This window comes from Streptomyces sp. V4I2 (assembly GCF_030817655.1).
In the GTDB taxonomy this organism is placed as follows: domain Bacteria; phylum Actinomycetota; class Actinomycetes; order Streptomycetales; family Streptomycetaceae; genus Streptomyces; species Streptomyces plumbiresistens.
In genome coordinates, this window is record NZ_JAUSZM010000003.1 from 10,583,978 (window position 1) to 10,600,037 (window position 16,060).

The 16,060-nt window shown below is 67.1% G+C and carries 12 protein-coding genes and 6 pseudogenes; 8 read left to right on the top strand and 10 right to left on the bottom strand.

Annotation, left to right across the window (positions count from 1 at the left end; genetic code table 11):
• Positions 1-35: 35 nt before the first annotated feature.
• Positions 36-722 carry a TetR/AcrR family transcriptional regulator gene (locus tag QFZ76_RS49805; RefSeq protein WP_307679852.1) on the top strand — a complete coding sequence of 229 codons (687 nt, stop codon included), beginning with the start codon at positions 36-38 and terminating at the stop codon, positions 720-722.
• A 545-nt stretch (positions 723-1,267) separates the two neighbouring features.
• Positions 1,268-2,103 (top strand): annotated as a pseudogene (locus QFZ76_RS49810) (hypothetical protein).
• An 87-nt stretch (positions 2,104-2,190) separates the two neighbouring features.
• On the opposite strand, the pseudogene QFZ76_RS52135 reads toward QFZ76_RS49810, so the two are convergent.
• Positions 2,191-2,310: pseudogene (locus QFZ76_RS52135) on the bottom strand (IS5/IS1182 family transposase); the annotation flags it as partial.
• Between the two features lie 76 nt (positions 2,311-2,386).
• On the opposite strand from QFZ76_RS52135, the pseudogene QFZ76_RS49815 reads away from it, so the two are divergent.
• Positions 2,387-2,929: pseudogene (locus QFZ76_RS49815) on the top strand (IS5 family transposase); the annotation flags it as partial.
• Between the two features lie 2,210 nt (positions 2,930-5,139).
• On the opposite strand, the gene QFZ76_RS49820 reads toward QFZ76_RS49815, so the two are convergent.
• The 6 genes and pseudogenes from QFZ76_RS49820 to QFZ76_RS49845 form a co-directional block, all read right to left on the bottom strand.
• Positions 5,140-5,403, bottom strand: coding sequence for a hypothetical protein (locus QFZ76_RS49820; RefSeq protein ID WP_307679853.1), 264 nt, complete (start codon positions 5,401-5,403; stop codon positions 5,140-5,142).
• Positions 5,403-5,648 carry a hypothetical protein gene (locus tag QFZ76_RS49825; RefSeq protein ID WP_307679854.1) on the bottom strand — a complete coding sequence of 82 codons (246 nt, stop codon included), beginning with the start codon at positions 5,646-5,648 and terminating at the stop codon, positions 5,403-5,405. Before QFZ76_RS49825 ends, QFZ76_RS49820 begins: the two co-directional genes overlap by 1 nt.
• A gap of 106 nt (positions 5,649-5,754) precedes the next feature.
• Positions 5,755-6,189, bottom strand: a complete 435-nt coding sequence (locus QFZ76_RS49830; RefSeq protein WP_307679855.1) for a GNAT family N-acetyltransferase — start codon at positions 6,187-6,189, stop codon at positions 5,755-5,757.
• A 79-nt stretch (positions 6,190-6,268) separates the two neighbouring features.
• Positions 6,269-6,460 (bottom strand): annotated as a pseudogene (locus QFZ76_RS49835) (XRE family transcriptional regulator); the annotation flags it as partial.
• A gap of 248 nt (positions 6,461-6,708) precedes the next feature.
• The gene (locus tag QFZ76_RS49840) at positions 6,709-7,023 is read right to left on the bottom strand and encodes a hypothetical protein (RefSeq protein WP_307679856.1); all 315 of its coding nucleotides are present in this window, start codon (positions 7,021-7,023) and stop codon (positions 6,709-6,711) included.
• A gap of 755 nt (positions 7,024-7,778) precedes the next feature.
• Positions 7,779-8,507: a DUF5677 domain-containing protein gene (locus tag QFZ76_RS49845; protein WP_307679857.1), complete on the bottom strand. Its 729-nt coding sequence runs from the start codon at positions 8,505-8,507 to the stop codon at positions 7,779-7,781.
• Between the two features lie 299 nt (positions 8,508-8,806).
• Between QFZ76_RS49845 and QFZ76_RS49850 the strand changes: the two genes are divergently transcribed.
• From QFZ76_RS49850 to QFZ76_RS49880, 5 genes and pseudogenes are all read left to right on the top strand, one after another.
• Positions 8,807-10,129 (top strand): helix-turn-helix domain-containing protein, encoded by a 1,323-nt coding sequence (locus tag QFZ76_RS49850; RefSeq protein WP_307679858.1) that lies wholly within the window; start codon positions 8,807-8,809, stop codon positions 10,127-10,129.
• A 198-nt stretch (positions 10,130-10,327) separates the two neighbouring features.
• Positions 10,328-10,936, top strand: coding sequence for a hypothetical protein (locus tag QFZ76_RS49855; RefSeq protein WP_307679859.1), 609 nt, complete (start codon positions 10,328-10,330; stop codon positions 10,934-10,936).
• A gap of 194 nt (positions 10,937-11,130) precedes the next feature.
• The gene (locus tag QFZ76_RS49860) at positions 11,131-11,778 is read left to right on the top strand and encodes a hypothetical protein (RefSeq protein WP_373464486.1); all 648 of its coding nucleotides are present in this window, start codon (positions 11,131-11,133) and stop codon (positions 11,776-11,778) included.
• A gap of 45 nt (positions 11,779-11,823) precedes the next feature.
• Positions 11,824-13,359: pseudogene (locus tag QFZ76_RS52140) on the top strand (ISKra4 family transposase).
• A 71-nt stretch (positions 13,360-13,430) separates the two neighbouring features.
• On the top strand, positions 13,431-13,829 hold the full coding sequence (locus QFZ76_RS49880; RefSeq protein WP_307679863.1) for a DUF4440 domain-containing protein: 399 nt from the start codon (positions 13,431-13,433) through the stop codon (positions 13,827-13,829).
• 45 nt (positions 13,830-13,874) lie between these two features.
• On the opposite strand, the gene QFZ76_RS49885 is transcribed toward QFZ76_RS49880, so the two are convergent.
• The 3 genes and pseudogenes from QFZ76_RS49885 to QFZ76_RS49895 all read right to left on the bottom strand — a co-directional run bounded on the left by QFZ76_RS49885 (position 13,875) and on the right by QFZ76_RS49895 (position 15,904).
• Complete coding sequence (locus QFZ76_RS49885; protein ID WP_307679864.1) at positions 13,875-14,423, bottom strand: GNAT family N-acetyltransferase; 549 nt, start codon at positions 14,421-14,423, stop codon at positions 13,875-13,877.
• A gap of 469 nt (positions 14,424-14,892) precedes the next feature.
• Positions 14,893-15,225 (bottom strand): annotated as a pseudogene (locus QFZ76_RS49890) (IS21 family transposase); the annotation flags it as partial.
• A gap of 136 nt (positions 15,226-15,361) precedes the next feature.
• Complete coding sequence (locus tag QFZ76_RS49895; protein WP_307679865.1) at positions 15,362-15,904, bottom strand: integrase core domain-containing protein; 543 nt, start codon at positions 15,902-15,904, stop codon at positions 15,362-15,364.
• Positions 15,905-16,060: the final 156 nt, after the last annotated feature.

Consider the following 16,060-nt stretch of genomic DNA (forward strand, 5'->3'; position numbering starts at 1 on the left):
GCGTGCCTGGTCGACCTGGAGAGAGGAACCCTGTCATGTCCACCCGTGTCCCGCAGGAGCGTCGACGTCGGCGGCCCACTCGCTCCGGGGTCCTGCTGTCCGAGGACCTGATCGTGGAGACCGCCCTGCGGCTGATCGGCGAGCACGGTCCCGAAGCGCTGAGTGTGCGCCGGCTCGGCGCGGCGCTGGGCTGCGATCCGAGCGCTCTCTACCGCTATTTCCACGGCACCGACGACCTGGTGCTCGCCATCGCGGATCGGATTATCGGCGACGCGATGGCGGGGTTCGTCCCCGGGGCCGACTGGGTGGCCTCGTTGCGCGAGATGGCCCTGCGGGTCCGCGCCGGGTACCTCGCCCATCCGCGGGCGGCGGCCATGGCGGCGCACCGGGTGACCGGGCGCAAGAGCGAGATCCAGGCGGTGGGGATCGGCCTGCTGCTGTCCGCGGGCTTCGAGCCGGCCGCCGCCGCACGGCTCTACCTGGCCTTCATCGACACCGTCCTCAGCCACGCGGCCACCGACGCGGCGTTCCAGGCGCTCCCGCTGCAGCAGCGCCAGGCCGACCACCGGGCGTGGCGGAACGTCTACCAGGACCTGGACCCGGTGGTGTATCCGGCGCTCACCGCAGTCCGCCCCGCGTTGCCCGGCATGGCGGACAGTTCCTTCGAGGAGGCGGTGGACCTCCTGCTGGAGGCACTGGCGGCCCGCGCCCCGACACGCTGAGCGTCCACAATGCGTCGCCGCCGACCGCTGACGTGTCTGCGCCTGCGACAGGAACTTCGTCGCCGGGGATGAGTTTTCCGTACCTTCAGTGGGTCGGCGGTTGGCTGGAGAGGCTGGACGGTAGCAACGACAAGATCGTGGCGCAACGAGCGTTGGGTCACCGGGCTCCACCAGCGCCAGGCCAACGGCCTTCGCCTTGTTGGTGGGTCAATGCCGACTGATTCGCTGGTAGTGGGGCTGTGTGGGGGGTGGGTAGGCCACTCGTGCACGGCTGTCGACGGTTGAGCGGGAAACCGACCGCCGACCTGTCCCGCTCAACCGTGGGCACCGCAGGTCAGAAGCGCGCCCTGCCCATAGTTTTCTGGGACAGGACAACGTAGGGAACCTTGACCGGGCGCGAGTCGGTGACACCGAAGTGTGAGCGGTAGACGACATCGAGGGGCGTCAGGGGGGGTGAGCGCGCTGACAGCCCACGACTACGCGGCTGCCCGAGGCCGTGTTCCGCGGGATGGGTAGGTTTGGGGCACCGTCTAAGGAGATGCACGATGCCCGAGCGCCGCAGAGTCCTGTTCGTGACCGACCTCGCCTACCAGGCCCGGGGGCGACGCTACTGCGACGAGGACATCTTCCTGACCTCCCGACTGCGCGACGGCTTCGACATCGCCCTGTGCCACCCGCTGGATGCCGCCGCCCTGATGGACGCCTTCGACGTGGTCGTGGTCTGCAACAGCGGGCCCGTGCTGCACTACCAGAAGGAGTACGACGCCTTCCGGGAGCAGGCCATGGTCCGTGGCATCCGGGTCTACACCCGATGTCCGGCCGGGGCGACATGGCCGGCGAGCAGTACCTGCTGGACCTGACCGCCGCCGGATACCCGGTCATCCCCACCATCGACCGGCCCGAGGACCTGCACCTGCTGCCCGAGGCCGGCCAGTACGCGGTCAAGCCGAAAGCGGGCGCGGACTCCATCGGCCTGACCTTCGTACCCCGAGAGCAGCCGAGCGACCTCGTCTACGGCGACATCCTGGTCCAGCCGCGCATCGACTTCCGCTACGAGGTGTCCTTCTACTACGTCGACGACACCTTCCAGTACGCCCTTCACGCCCCCGACCCCGAGCGGCGCTGGGTCCTTGAGCCCTACGAGCCCACCGACGCCGACCTGGCCTTCGCCCGGCCCTTCATCGACTGGAACACCCTCGACCACGGCATCCAGCGCGTGGACGCCTGCCGCACCCGGGAAGGCGAGCTGCTCCTCGTAGAGCTGGAGGACCTCAACCCGTACCTGTCCCTGGACCTGGTCTCCGACCGGACCCGTGACGCATTCGTGGAGAGCATGACGGCATCCCTCCACCGATTCCTGGACGCTCAGCCCCGCGCCTGAGGTGGCATACGAGCCCTCAAGAGCGATCGCGACCCTGGGCAGACATGCCCCGACACGGGTCTAAGGCCTCCGGCGTCAGGCGGCGGCCGCCGTCGCGGCCGGTGTCCGCTGCCGTGCCGGCTTGCGGGTGAGGCGGCGGGTCATGAGGGTGATCGCCGCCCACGTGATCATGCATTCCGAGTGCTGGACGAGCCGCTCGTAGTCGCGTACTCAGGGCTCCTTGCAGAATGATCCTTTTGTACGGTGGAGATGTATGTGATCCCGTCTTGTGTGGGGTGTGACCATGGCGCGGCGGAAGCCGGGGGAGGTCAGTGACGAGTTGTGGGCGGTCATCGAGCCGCTGTTGCCGCAGCATGAGCGTCGTTACAGGTATCCGGGCCGCAAGCGGATCGATGACCGCAAGACGCTCCAGGGCGTGTTGTTCGTCCTGTACACCGGTGTCCAGTGGGAGTTCCTGCCGCAGGAGTTGGGGTTCGGGTCCCACGTGCTGGCGGCGGCTTGCCGAGTGGCAGGAGGCCGGGGTGTGGGAGGAACTTCAGCGGGTGCTGCTGGACGGGTTGCGGGCGGCGGACCGCCTCGACTTCTCCCGCGCCACGATCGATGCGTCACACGTGCAGGCCAAGCGGGGGCGAAGCAGCCCAAAAGTAGGCTCGAGCCCGGTTGACCGCGCACGGCCGGGCTCGAAGCATCACGTCCTGACCGATGCCCGCGGTACTCCGCTGCGGGTGTCTCTGACCGGCGGTCACCGCAACGACGTCACCCAGCTCCTGCCCCTGATCGACACCTTGGGCCGGTGCGGGGCAAGCGGGGCCGGCCACGGCGCAAGCTGACCGCGGCCCAGACGGGCGGCGGGATCGAGGTCGCAGAGCCGACTGCGAAGGCCCTGCGCGACCTGCGTCGCCGCGTCGGCTCCGAACCCATGCGGCGCTTATTCGGGATCCTGGCCGGCCCGCTCGCCCGGCCGACGACTACCGGAGTGCGATTCGGGCCGTTCCGGATGGTTTCCTTCGACGGCTGCAGCTCGATCAAGATCCCCGACAGTGAGCGGAACGTCGAGTGGTTCGGCCCCGGCAGCCGCGGCGGCTACCCGATGCTGGAGCTGATGACCCTGGTGGAGACCGGCACCCGGGCCCTGATCGGCGCCGTGTTCGGCCCCACCAGCGACGGCGAGACCGCCTACGCAAGGCAGCTACTGCACCATCTGGGCCCCGACATGCTCGTCCTGTGGGACAAAGGCTTAACGCTTGGTAGACGGCGAGCAGGGACCACATCTCCTGCTCGATTCCTGTGGGGTCGCCTGAGCGCAGTACCCGGCCGTCCATGAGCGTATGGCGCAGCGCGTAGTACGCCGACTCGTGCTCCCATCCTTGGTGGTAGAGGGTGACGAGCGTCGGAGCGGGGTAGCGGCGTGCGTCGGTCAGGGTCGTGACGAGCCGGTAGGAGCCGGTGAACGAGTCATCGCCGCAGTTCACGGTGATTTGCGCTTCCACGACACGCACCGGGATGGTGCCGATGACGGACAGGTAGGAGCCGTCGTGGAGAGAGGTCAGGACCGGGGTGCGGCGGTTGGCGCGCAGTCGGCCCAGAAACTTGGCGCCAGTGCCGTCCACGGCAGCGAAGAAGGACGGCCGTCGTCTTGGCGTTCGGCATACCGGGAGATCGGGCTCCAAATGGACCCACCACCTCCGCCAACGTGCCGCCGACCAAGGTGACGTCAGTGCCCTGCTCCATCTGGCCGGGAGGCGGCACATGGCTGGGGACCGGGCGGGCGCCACCGGGCCAGGGTGCGGGCGACGGCCTGGGCGTGCTGACGCAGCGGGAGGTCCTGCTTGTCCCAGGTGGCGGCGACGTAGTTGAGGAGTCCGGCCGTTGCGCGCTCCGCATCCGGCAGATGGCAGGACCAACATGCAGGTCTCAGACCCGCCTTGGGAGTAGCCGCAAGGTTTCGTACTGTTCCTTCCCGGGAGTTCAAGGGGCAGGGCGAGACGGAGATCGAGCACACGAGAACACCAAAGCGGTTATGGCCGCTCTTCATCGCTTGGCTGTGTGGGTGATGGGCTGGCGTTTTCTGGGCCTTCGCCTTCACGGCTTGATGATCTTTGAGGTGCTGTGTTGGTCTGGCCTTCTGCAGGAGGCGGCGATGGTCTCTGTCGAGAATTATCCCTCATCACCTTGTACGCCATAGCCGTAGTTACCGCTGCCGATACAGCGGATATCGCGGACGATACGGCGTTCACAAAGTCAGTCGGCGTAGTGGTCCCGTAGCCGACGTTCGCGGGTGGAGGAAGAGTCAGTTCACCTCGGAGAATTAGTTCGAGGAGTGCGGTGAGGCGCTCGATCCCGTCAGGTGAGCAGCTCTCGATGATCTCCCAACGGGCTCCACTCACTACGAGGTTGACGAAACTCGGTTCAAGTTCTCCCTCTGTTTCGTCAACGTACGGGAGTGGACTATGGCCATGAAGCGGCCAAACCGAGAAAGACCACAACCACTCCCGCGGGGTAGCAGGATCATTGTGGCCCTGCAGGCTGGAGAGCGTAAGAGTGAGAAAGCGTGCTCTCATGGGCTCATCCGGATCAACCGCGCTGGTCCAGGGGACACCTTCTGAGCTGATCGACGTAAACGTGACACAGTATTTGACGGAGGAGCCACTCTGTAGAATTTTTGGCCCGGCCGCTACTGTAGCGCCCTTGACGCAGAGACTCTTCGAAACTTTCTCAACCGTAGCGAGCGAGGGGGGCGAGGCTCCCTCCGCCAGGGTGTCCCTCGCTGCCTGTGTCAGGGCTGGTTCGATGACATACTCGCCGGGACGGAATCCCGTGAGCTGATGAACCTCGCTTAACGTGCCTGCAACCATTTCTGCGGCAGATTCAATGACCTTCGGTGAAATGAAGGCTTGATGGCGGTAGATTTTGAAGCCGAAAGCTTGGAAAGCGTTGGGCACTCTACAGTCTTCCCGTCCGATATCTGGTGAGTAGGAGGCTCAGGCGCCCAGCCGGGCGCCTGAGCTCGTAGATGCCACCCCAGGCGCCAGGTGTTCAAGCCTCCACGTACGCGACGATGATCACGGTGCGCAGCGCGGTCAGGAAGTAGATGACGCGGACGTCGTCGATGTCGTCGGTGTACTCGCGTAGCTCGGGGTCGGAGAGGGGGATCGGGCTGCCGAGGTCGGGGGCGACGGACAGCGCGGTCAGCGCGCGGTCCAGGGCGTGGATCTCGGCCTCTTGGGTGATGGCTTCGATCTGCTTGGCGGCGGCGTCGGAGAAGAAGATCCGCGCGCGGCCGCGGGCGTGCTTGGCCATCAGGCGACGTGGCCCCGCTGGGTGTGCAGCTGAGCGAGCTTGGCCTCGCGCAGTTCCTCCCAGGGCACGCAGTCCTCGATGGCGGGCAGGCCGTTGGCGGCGAGGTCCTCCAGGACGGCGGCGACCTGGTCGGCCTGCTCACGCTTGCGGGCCGCGTACGCGCGCAGCGCCTGCGCACCCTCGGGTGTCAGCGGCTCGCGTCCCGGGGCCAGCTGCCCCTGCTCGTGTTCGGTGTGCTCACTCATCGCGCGACTCCTGCTTCGCTGTTGGGATTCACGGTAGCGCCCGTCGGGGCTGGGCACTGCGTCTCGACGAAAGCCCGGGCCCCGAGGGGGCCTGGCCGCTGGGGGTTCACTGGCGCTCGAACCGGGATTTCGGGTGGCCGTAGTCGGTGGCTTTCATGTGGGCGCAGACGGGCTCGCCCTGCGTGAAGGCCGCGCCGGTCTCACGGGCGAGGACCGGGAAGAACTGCTGGGCGTCGGGTGACTGGCCGGTCGTCGTCCAGTGGAAGTCCTCAGCGCCCCGCATGGCACGCAGCACGAGGCGCCGGCCCAGGCCCTGGCGCTGCCAGTGCTCCGCGATGGAGATTTTTGCGATGTGGCCGCGGCGGCACGGCGAGCAGATGTGCCAGGACAGCACGGCCGCGTCCCAGCCCGTCCGGTCGCACACGCGCAGGACCTGGTAGTCGGCCTCGCGCACCGCCGGGTAGTACAGCCACAGCTGCTGTCGGAAAAGGCTCCGGAGCAGGATCCTTTTCCATTGCCGGTCCGTTAATCCCTCAGGCATTCTCGTGTGCTCCTAACGAGACGTGGAAATGGTCGATATCGGTGATGGCGGCATGGATGCTCGCCGCAAAGGCTCCGAGTCAGTAGTCGAGATCCAGGTAGTCAATGTCGTTGATGGCCACGTCCGACAGCCCCATGGCGCGGATACCGCCGTCCTGGAAATAGACGTCCTTAAGCCCTTCGGCGATGATCTGACGCATCTGCTGGTCGCTCGCGCCCATGTCGCGGGCGTCGAACAGGCGCTGCGCGTACTCCGGGGGGAGGTGCACAGATGGGAAGCAGCATGGATACGGCGAGCAAGATCAGAGTGAGTCACAGGCAGCCAGTCTCCCAGCAACCCCTCCCAGCCAAGACACCGGCTCTCTCCACGACACCGTGAACACGAAGCCGACACCGTGAACACCAAGAACCCCTGTGGCCTGCGGCCGCAGGGGTCATTTCACGCCCGCACGTCATCAACGACAGTGACGCCGTCATGCTCATCCAGCGCGTCGCGCAACATGTTTCCACCGCTCGTTTCTCATGTCGTGTGGTGCAGCCAGCGCTGCAGGGTGGCGTTGATGCTGGCGGGCAGGGCGCTGAGCTGGTCGATGGCGTCGCGGTCCTCGGGCCACGGTGGGATGCCGGCGGCGGTCAGTGCGGCGTGCAGGTCCAGACGGCGCTGGTCGCGCGGGTCGATGAGGATGCTGAGGCGCTCGGTGGGGTTGGGCGGGGGCAGAAGGTAATCGCCGTCTCGTCCGGGAGTGACCGGGGCGGGCCAGGCGGCGTTGGCCGGATCGGCCGCGTAGGGGTCGACGAAGGCTCGGGGCGTGCGGTGGTCCAATTCGATGGTCACGGCGGTCTCCTCACCGGCAGCGGATGCGATGTGCAAGGGGAGAGCGGTTGTCGGTCCGGTGTGGTTGCGGTGGGCCGCGCGATGTCACGCCGACGGCGTCATCGGCGGCTCATCGGATTCTCCGACAACGTATGACGCGCTGGTCGATGCAGACAGCATGGACCTGCTCGACATCGTGGACGTCATCCTCGGATGGGAGCAGCCCGAGGGTGACGAGTGGATCGGAATCGGAGGAGACTTTGAGGGACGTCTAGCCCGAATTCTGGACGCTGCGGGATCGGCCTACCGAGTCGATGATGCAGGGACTGGGTTGGAAGAACGCGTCGTCCCCACTGTCCCTGACGCGGTGAGCCAGACGATCGCCGACGCATCGACCGCCCCGGACGCAGGTTCCGCTGCTGAGCACCTGTCGCTCTCCTGGCAGGCCGCGTACGGGCTGCACCCAGACCCGGTACGGGCGTACAGCGAGGCGATCAAGGCAGTCGAGTCCGCCGCACACGCCGTCGTGGAGCCGAACAACAGCAAGGCGACGCTCGGCACCATGTTGCGCGTGATCCGCGATGCGGCGCCCAAGTTCACCACCACGCTGGGGGCAGGATCGACTGCCCCGGCCGAGGCGATGATGCGTGCGCTGTGGGAGGGGCAGACCTCACGGCACGGCGGGCAGGGCGGCGCCGGATCAGGCCCGTTCTCAGCGGAATCTGCCCACAGGCCGATCGCCCTAGCGTCCGTACCCCGTGCTCAAGTCCGCGGGCTCACAACGGCCGGGAGCGCTGAAGGTTCAGGAGGGTGTGCGGCAGGCCAAGATCCCTCATGGCCTTGTCGATGGTGGACTTCATGGGGTTACCCGCGAGCAGTGGGCTGATCGCCGCTGCTGCCTGGAGCAGCGCCACCGGGACCCACAGCCGCTCCATGATGATGTCGGCCTCGCCGCCCTTGGGCTCTGTGGTGAACTTCAGCTTGCCCTCGTCCATGATCAGGAATGCGTCGGCGGTCGCGGCCGTGGTGTGTGAGTAGGCGGACTGGTGGCGGTAGACCGGGTACACGTCGGCGGTGCCGTACGCCTTGACCATGTTGTCGAACTTTTCGATCTCCCCCATGAGTTTCTTGTGGATCTGCTCGCTTTCGTGGTTGGCGAAGACAGGGGGATCGGAGGCCGACGGGGTCACCGGTTCCGGCAAGTTCCAGGTCTCATTGACGTTCCTTGCGAGTTTCCGCTTGTGCTGACGCCAGTACTCCGCGAGCGCGACAACGGCCGGCTCTCCGCTGTCGGCCAGCCAGTTCATCGCGTAGGCGTGTCCCATGAGGTTGCGCATCAGGGGCGCCGCCTCGATGGTGTAGCCCTGGTCATACAGGGAGACGAGGGCCTGCGCGGTCCGGTTGGTGAACTGCCACCACCCCATGAGGGGGTAGACGACGGTCTGACGCTCGGACGGCACCCGCACCCCCTGGACGGTCACCTTCTCCGCAGCTTGCAGAATCACCGGTATGACCGCTCGGCAACGGCGGAGACACTGCTCATTCGGACCGAACTTGTAGACCATGACGCGAAACCTACCGACGCGAACCAAGCAACCATGGGCGAGGTACCTGGCTGAGGCGCGGAGCGCCGCTCCCGCTGCGGTAGCCGTCACGATGCCGCTCACCCGCAGCAGCGAAGACCGAGCTGCACAGCACGCCCGGGCCACCCATTCCGGAATTGCGTGGTGAAGGCCCGGCGGCCCCGTTTAGCGTGATCTAGCTGACGATCGTCAGCAGCATGTGCGAACACCCTGGAGTACCGATGGCTCTGCCGGCCCGGCTGACCGCTGCCCTTGGACGACACCCTGATCACCTCACCGAGGACGATCTGCAGCGCGCGGTCGACGGCCAGATACCCGAGAGCGTCGACCTCGACTGGAAGAAGGACTTCTACAAGGGCACCGACGCGGGCAAGAAGGAGTTCGCCAAGGACGTGTCCGCCATGGCCAACACCGCCGGCGGCATGGTCGTCATCGGCGTCGACGACGGCAAGAAGGACCACGCACACGCTCTGGCGCCCTACGAGCCGGTCCCAGGCTACGGCGAGGAGTGGATCCGCTCGGTACTCGCCAACTGGATCCAGCCTGTCGTCCCCAACGTGGGTGTGCGATCGGTGAAGTCCACTCTCCACGAGGGCAAGATCTACTGGGTCCTCACCGTGCCGCCGAGCACCCAGGCCCCGCACGCCGTCGCGGCTCCAGGCAACGACTACAACTTCCGCGTGCACGTCCGGCACGGCACCACGACCCGCACCCTTGCCGAATCCGAGATCGCCCAGCGCTACCGTGACCGCTTCCAGGCAGCCTCCGACGACGTCGACCGCCTGCGACAAGTCGCCGACGCAGGCCGTCGCTACCTGAAGGACTATCTGACCAGAACCGTGGACGGCAGCAACCCTCCGGTGACCTACTACCCGGCCTGGATCAGCCTTGCCGCAGTTCCGGCCGTACGCGGCACCTATCCGTTGACCACCCAGGCCGATCGCGACACTGCCTTCAAACGCTTCCACGACCTCGCCTGCCACGGAGTGACGCTCAACGCGCGGCCCCAGCACCCCGCCCTGGTCGGCCGCCGGCAAGTCCGCTTCGAGGGCCTCCCCACCGGCCAACTCCATCAAGACGGCAGCTTCTACGCCGCACAGACCCTCAGCCTCCACAACGATCGGCGCGACGCTGACGGCCCCCAACAGATGTCCCAGCACGCATTCGAACTCGACCTCGTCACCCTCGTTCAAGCAGCCGCGGCCTGGGCGGCAGAAACCGGAGCGGCCGGCGACCTGATGCTGTCAGCCGAACTGCACCGCTACGACGGCAGCGACAAACTCGTGCGCCTGGTCGTGACCGAGAGCGCCTTCCAACGTGCCCTGGCCCTACCGTTCCCCACCGCTCCCGCGCAGGCCACGGGTGATCTCGCCGCCATCGTTACCGACAAGCGAGAAGCAGTTGTCGTGGCCTGTGCTCTCGCATCGGACCTGCTGGCCGACATGGGAGCCCCCCAGCCGCACATCCTGACCCCTGACGGAAACATCCTGACGGACCGACTCAATGACGGATTCCGCCACCAGCTCACAGGCTGGCCGTTGTAGCGGCTGACGATCCGCTTCTGTCTCGAGCGGCTGCAAGGCGCCGTCGGTGGCTGGGTACAACGGCCGGGCTTCGGCGGCGGCCTTACCGCAAGGCCGTTCTGCGCGAATCTGTCCCATGCCCGGCTGAGGTGCGGCAACGTCATCCTTGTACGCCCGCACCGGGCGTACAAGTAGGGGACGAACGGCTGGAGGGGCGTCATGAGCGAGCGAGAGACATGGACGACGGAAGAGTTCGGCTCATCTCACACCGGCTCGGTCGGCGTGCTCCTGGCCGACGGCAGTGTTCCGCCTGAGGTCTTCATCCCCATGATGAGCTCAGGCGACGGGCACAAGCTGTCGCAGTGGAGCATCTACGACCGCGCTGGCCTGGGACACGGGCCGCGCGCGGCCGCACTGCGCGCGGTGTGCTCCTGCGGCTGGACCGGGCCGGAGCAGCAACTCGACTGGGATGAGATCGAAGACGGGCAACTGGCTGAGGCGGCCCAGGCGACGGCAGACACGTGCACCCTGGATTGGGACGCACACATGGAGGACGTGGAGCGTTCCGCGATCCCTCTGCCGGAGACGGTGGGTGCCCTGCTGGAACAGTTGCATGCAGAGCTCGAGAAGCTGGAGAGGACCTCACCGCTGGCGGCTCTGCGCGCCGCCCGTCGGCTGGAGGTGACGGCGGTTGAGGTCGGGTACTGGGCGGCCCACAACGGCCGACGGGACGCGACAGTCGAACAGGTCGCTGCCGCCCTGGGTATGAACGAGGCCGAAACACGCAAGACGCTGGCCCGCTTCGGCCGCTGGAGCCCATACCGCTGACTACCACCTGACGGGTTTCAGATCACCTGGGAGCCGGTTCCCTCAGTCCTTGCGCCCGGGACTTGCCGGCCTTCAGCGCCTGGATCCTTGTACGCATGATTGGCGTTGCGTGAGCCGCCGTGGGGGTGTGGGGAGGAGGAGTAATTGTCAATGGGTGTGGCTCTTTTGCAGTGAGCTGGTGATGCCGTGCGCCGTTGCCGTTCGTGGTCGGACGGCGGATCGTCGTGTACCAGGACGCGGTCTTGGAGGCGGCGATGGTGTCGTGGCTGGAGGAGCTCGATCGGCGGGAGGCCGTCGCGCGGGAGGAGATCGCTGAACTCCGGGACAGGATCGAGGAGTTGAGCAGGCGTCTTGCTGAGCGGGAGGAGGTGTTGTCCCGGCTGGAGATCACGCGGGAGACGATGACCGAGATCCTGTCCGGCGAGGACACGGTCACGGTGGCCGGGGCGGAGGCGGACGCCGGCGGGGCGGGGCTGGAGGAGTACCGGTCCGCGGCGGGCTCGCCGGTCGGGGTGCGGCTGGTGCCGCAGTGGATGCCCGGGCTGAGGATGGAGGTGCTGCCGGGTTCGTACCGGGACATTGTCGAGGTTCTCCAGGACGCGGTGCATCCGATGCGGGCGCACCACCTGTGTGCCGCGCTGGGCTTGTCGACGGACAAAAGTAAGGTGGAAGGTTTTCGGGCGAAGCTGAAGCGGCTGGTCGAGCGGGGCTGGCTGGCGGAGGAGGGGCCGGGACTGTTCACGCCGTGCGAGGCCCTGGCAGCGGACGGGGATGCGCCGGAGCGGGCTGGGTCCTCCGCCGTGCGTGGTCGCGCCGGTGTGGGGTCGGGCTCTCGTCCCTAGCGTCGAAGGTGCCAACCGATTCCACGCTCGAAAAGCGAGAGCCCGATGCCTGGAGCGTATGCGGCCGCCGCGGCGGCTGACCCCTTTGACCGAGCCGCTTCTTTCCTCACTTCGCTCATTGATTCCCTCTCCCGTCCCGAAGCACTGCTCCTGTCCCACGAGCGGGTGGAGGAAAACGCCGAACAGGCAGCGAGGGAGCTGGCCCGCCTCCTCCTGCAAGGCCACCTGGACCTGCGCGCCCGCCAGGAGGAAGCCGAGCTGTCGGCCCTGGACACGGACGGCCGGGCCGCGCTCGCCGCGGGTCGCACCCGGCTGGAAAGGGCCACCGGCGCCAACTGGCAACCGTGGTCGGGCCGGTGACCATCACCCGGTGCGCACTGCGCGCCCCGGGCCTGCCCAACTGCTATCCGGCCGACCAGGTGCTGGGACTGCCACGCGAGCGACACAGCCTGGGGCTGCGCCGGCTGGTGGTGCTGGAAGCCGCCCGCGGCTCCTACGACAGCACATTGGAGGCGATCGAACGCCGCTGCGGGACGCGGGCGGTCGGCAAACGCCAGGCCGAACAGCTCGTGCGGACGGCCGCGGTGGACATCGCCGCCTTCTACGCCGCCCGCACCTCGGCTCCGGCGGCCGGCACGACGCTGCTGGTGCTCAGCGTCGACGGCAAGGGGATCGTGATGCGCCCGGGGCACCTGCGGGAGGCGACGCGGAAGGCGGCGGAGCGTGCGACGCGCACGTTCCGCACCCGACTGTCCGCCGGGGAGAAGACCTGCCGCAAGCGAATGGCCACGCTGGCCGTCGTCCACGACGCGGATCCGGCTCCGCGCCGCCCGCACGACATCATCGCTCCACCCGGCGGCCGCACCGGCCGGCGCACCCTGCAGCAAGGGCCCCAAAGCCCGGGCGAAATGGCTCACCGCCTCGGTCAGAAACGACGCCGACAAGGTCATCGCCGCTGCCTTCGACCAGGCAGAGGCCCGCGACCCCCAGCCCCGCAGGTCCTGGGTGGTCCTGGTCGACGGCGCCGCCCACCAGCTCGAGTTGATCCGGGCCGAGGCCGCCCGCCGCAAGGTCGAGATCCATATCGTCCTCGACATCGTGCATGTGCTCGAGAAGTTATGGGCGGCTGCGCGGTGTTTCCACACCGCCACCGATCCCGCAGCCGAAGACTGGGTCGGGGCCAAGGCCGCCCGGATCCTGGCCGGTGACGCCCCCGGAGCCGTCGGCGACATCCACGCCGAAGCCGACCGCACGGGCCTGTCCCCAGATCAGCGGGCCGCGGCGGACAGGGCCTGCCGCTACCTGGAGAACAACGCCGCCTATCTCCACTACGACAAGGCCCTCGAGGCCGGATGGCCGATCGCCAGCGGCACCGTCGAAGGAGCAGCCCGCCATCTGATCGCCGACCGACTCGACATCACTGGCAGCCGATGGAGCGTCTGCGGAGCCGAAGCCGTCCTTACCCTCCGCGCCGTCATCAGCAATGGTGACTTCCCGCAGTACTGGACCTTCCACACCCGCAGAGAACGCGAACGCCTATACCCCGCTCTCGACCAGGCCGAATACGACCTGACCGCCTGAATACGACCGTCACTCAGGAAAGCCGCACACATCACGCAAGGGCGAACCGGTGCCGGTGCTACGGTCCCAGTATGTCCAAGGCCAAGATCGACGGCGTCGCCGCCGAGTTCTTCAGTGCGTTCGACAACAGGGGCGGCAAGGCCGCAGATGTGGATCGGGTCCGCCGACTGATAGTGCCTGGGGGCGTCCTCATCAAGGCAGGGCCGGAGTTCACGGTGTACACCGTGGAGGAATTCATCGAGCCACGCCAACAACTGCTGGCCCAGGGCCGACTGGTGAACTTCAACGAGTGGGAGACTGCGGAGCGCACCGAGACCGTCGGCGCCATCGCATCGCGGTTCAGCGAGTACCGGAAATCCGGGATCCTCGACGGCGTGCCCTTCGAGGGCGGCGGGACGAAGACGATGCAGTTCGTACTCACCCCGGATGGCTGGCGGATCGCTGCGGTCTCCTGGTGCGACCGGCCCTGAGGCCAAAAGCCGCACCGCCGCACGATCTGGAGTACCTCTCCAGGGTCAGCCCGAAGGGGGCAGGCGCAGTTGCATCCAGACCGAGCTGATGTAACCGCCGTTCTTCGTGGCGTACTGGTTGAAGATGCCCACGTCGGTGAAGCCGAACTTACGGTGCAGAGCCACCGAAGCATCATTGGGAAGTGCGATCCCAGCCAGCGCGACATGGACCGGCTGCGAGCGCAGCGTTTCGATGAGGGTGCGGTACAGCGCCGAACCAATCCCAGCGGCCCGCGCATCGGGATCCACGTAGACGCCCAGTTCAACCGTTTGATCGAAGGCCGGATGCGTCCGGTAGGGACTGCTTGAGGCGCACCCGAGTACCCGATCACCGGTAGTGGCCACAAACAGCTGGTGCGGACCCGTTTCGGAGAATCTCTCGAACCACTGCAAGCGGCTCTCTACCGTGACCGGTTGGGTATCGAAAGTGATGATCGAGTGGGTGACGTAGTGGTTGTAGATCCGTACCAGCTCAGGAAGATCATCTTTGCGTCCGGTGCGTACTATCAGCCCGTCGCCGGCGCGACGCCCGGCCTCGCGGTCTCTTCCTGCCATGGGCCGCATCATGCCATGGTCGTTCTCCCAGATCAGCCCGTCCCTGCAGAAGAGCTACACCCTTCCGAATTCCCGCACTCACGGGCCAGTTCCCGAACCCTCTCGCGGAATCTGCCTGTGAGTGCGAGAACCTTGTGCGCTCGCTGATTCGTCTGGCGCAGGGTGCCCGTACGACGTGCACACTCTGGCCACCAGCCACGTCGGGTTTCTGCTCAAACCGGCCGAGGTGGTGCCCCAGGTTCCGGCGTGGCCGCGTGCGTCGGCCATCATCACCGCCAGGAATTCGTCCGGGGGTCGGATCCCTGATCGCCAAGTGCTGCCCAAATCCAGGCATGCCAGACAAGCCGATGCCGGCGCGGTGAGCCGCCGAACCGCCGAACTCGGGATCCTGCATGTACTCGATGGGGTTCGCGCGCTGCACGCACGACCACGCGGAGATGTAGACGAGTCGGCTCACCAGGTCAGGGACATGACGGGCGGCCTCGACGCCGTCGCAGGTCACCAGGACCTGGTCCAGGTCGGCGGCGACCTCGACGCGGCGGCCGACGGCCAGCGGATGCACCGAGTAGTCACAGGTGTCCAGACGGACGTAGTGGTCCCGGGGCAGCCGCAGCGATGCCTTCCACCAGCCGGACGGGGCGATCGGCGGCAGGGCGAGCATGCGTGAGCCGTCGGCTTCCAGCCGGTCCGCGGGGCGGGCCTGCAAGGTGCGGTGGATGCGCCGGTTGGCCCTGGTCAGCCAGTCGGCGAGCTGGATATTGAAGTCGGCCGGCGATGTGAACACCCGCCCGGGCAGGAACGACCCGTCACAGAGCCTCTCCGGCCGGTAGCTGATGCGTGCAAACATCAGAAAACGGGCGGAGGGGTCTCCTCCAGTTAAGGAGGCGATCAGGAACACCACTGGTCAGATGGCCATCCACCTGGAATTCCGGTGGCCATCAGCCTGGGCTCGGCTGGCCGCACATCTGGACTTTGCCACGGCCGCCGTCATGCGTTTCACCGTCATGGGCAAGCCGGTCTACCACCGCACCTGTGCCTGTGCGCACTGCCAAGAGCTTGGCGGTGCGCCGCTGATGTGATGGGCCGGCTTGCCGATGAACGGTGGCCCGGCCTTCCTGATCGGCCGGGGCTCGCGCTTCCTGGATGATCCGTTCGAACTCGACGGGCGGCTTCCAGCCGGCTGCGCTGTGGTGGCGTTTCGTGTTGTAGAAGTCCGCGATCCACGTGGTGGCCTTCAGTCGGGCCTCGGTGCGGGTAGCGAAGGTGTGCCGGTGGATGTAATCGACCCTCAGGACCGAGTGGAACGACTCCGCGGCGGCGTTGTCCAGGGCCGACCCGACCCGTCCCATCGACTGCACCACGCCCCAGCGGCCGCATAGCTGTTGCACACGCCTGCTGGGCCTTCCGGTGCCGAGTGCCGGGCAACCATCAGCTGTGAACGCCTGCGGAAGGGAGTGGCGCGGCACCGTGTGGACGGCCACCCCCCACACTGTGCTGCCCGCACCCGAAAGACCACCCGAACCCGGCCGAACACCCGTGATCAGAGGTCACGCGGTGGATCGAGGTCCATGCGAGTTGGGCGAACCGACTCAGCCACCCGGGACTTGAGTTCTTCCACACCCTCCCGGGCCACGGTC